This window comes from Ruegeria sp. AP12, assembly GCF_056540025.1.
In genome coordinates, this window is sequence record NZ_JBQFVZ010000133.1 from 1 (window position 1) to 925 (window position 925).

The 925-nt window shown below is 59.6% G+C and carries 1 protein-coding gene; it reads right to left on the bottom strand.

Going from position 1 to position 925, the window contains the following annotated elements; translation table 11 throughout:
• Window positions 1-158: 158 nt before the first annotated feature.
• Window positions 159-925 (bottom strand): 23S rRNA (guanosine(2251)-2'-O)-methyltransferase RlmB (rlmB, locus tag ACR0E6_RS21765; protein WP_480587237.1); only part of this gene is annotated, 767 nt, incomplete at its 5' end.

The window sequence follows — 925 nt, forward strand, 5'->3', positions numbered from 1 at the left end:
GTTTGCGCTTGGGCACCATCTTCAGGTCGTGCAGCGGGGCGCCGCAGCTTGAACAACTAAGCTCATGACGCTGCTTTCCTTTTAGAACCAGCGCCGCGCGGGTTCCGCAATAGCAGCAGGTGGCGATTTTCGAGGGCGTGGAAATGGTGCTCTCCTGTTTATCTGTGCCTTGAGGCATATAGGGCAATCGCGGCCGCATTTGAGACGTTCAGAGACCCAAACCCACCCGCTGCGTCGATTTTCACCAGATGATCAACGGTTTCCTTGGTCTTCTGGCGCAGACCTGGTCCTTCGGCCCCAAGCACCAGAGCCACTGGTTGATCCAGTTTGCCTTCCAAAGTGGCCTCGATGGTAAGGTCCGCTTCGCCGTCCAGTCCCAGCACCAGAAAGCCCATATCCTGCAACGCGACTATTGCATCGGCCAGATTGCGGACGCGCAGATAGGGCTGCCTTTCCAGTGCACCACTGGCGGTTTTTGCCAAGGCCCCTGTTTCCGGGGCCGAATGATGGCGCGTTCCGATAACCGCGCTGGCCCCCAGCACTTCGGCCGAGCGAAGAATCGCCCCGACATTGTGCGGGTCTGTCACGCGGTCCAGCAGGATCACGCGCGGATGTTCGCGCCCGATGCAGTTCTCGGCCAGACCACCCCAGTCCAATGGCTTCACTTCCAACGCCGCGCCCTGATGGACGGAGCCGGAATCAATCGGAGCGTTGAATTTGCGCGGGTCGACCATCTCGGGCTCAATCCCTGCAAACTCAATGGCTTCGGTCAGTTTGTCCCGCGCGTTACGGGTCACAATCAAGCGCAGCTTCTGCCGCTCTGGATTCACCAACGCATCGCGCACAGCGTGCAAACCAAACAGCCAAACAGTTTCGGACGCGGCCGCCTTGCGCGCCTGTTCCTTTTCAACGACCCACTTGGGTT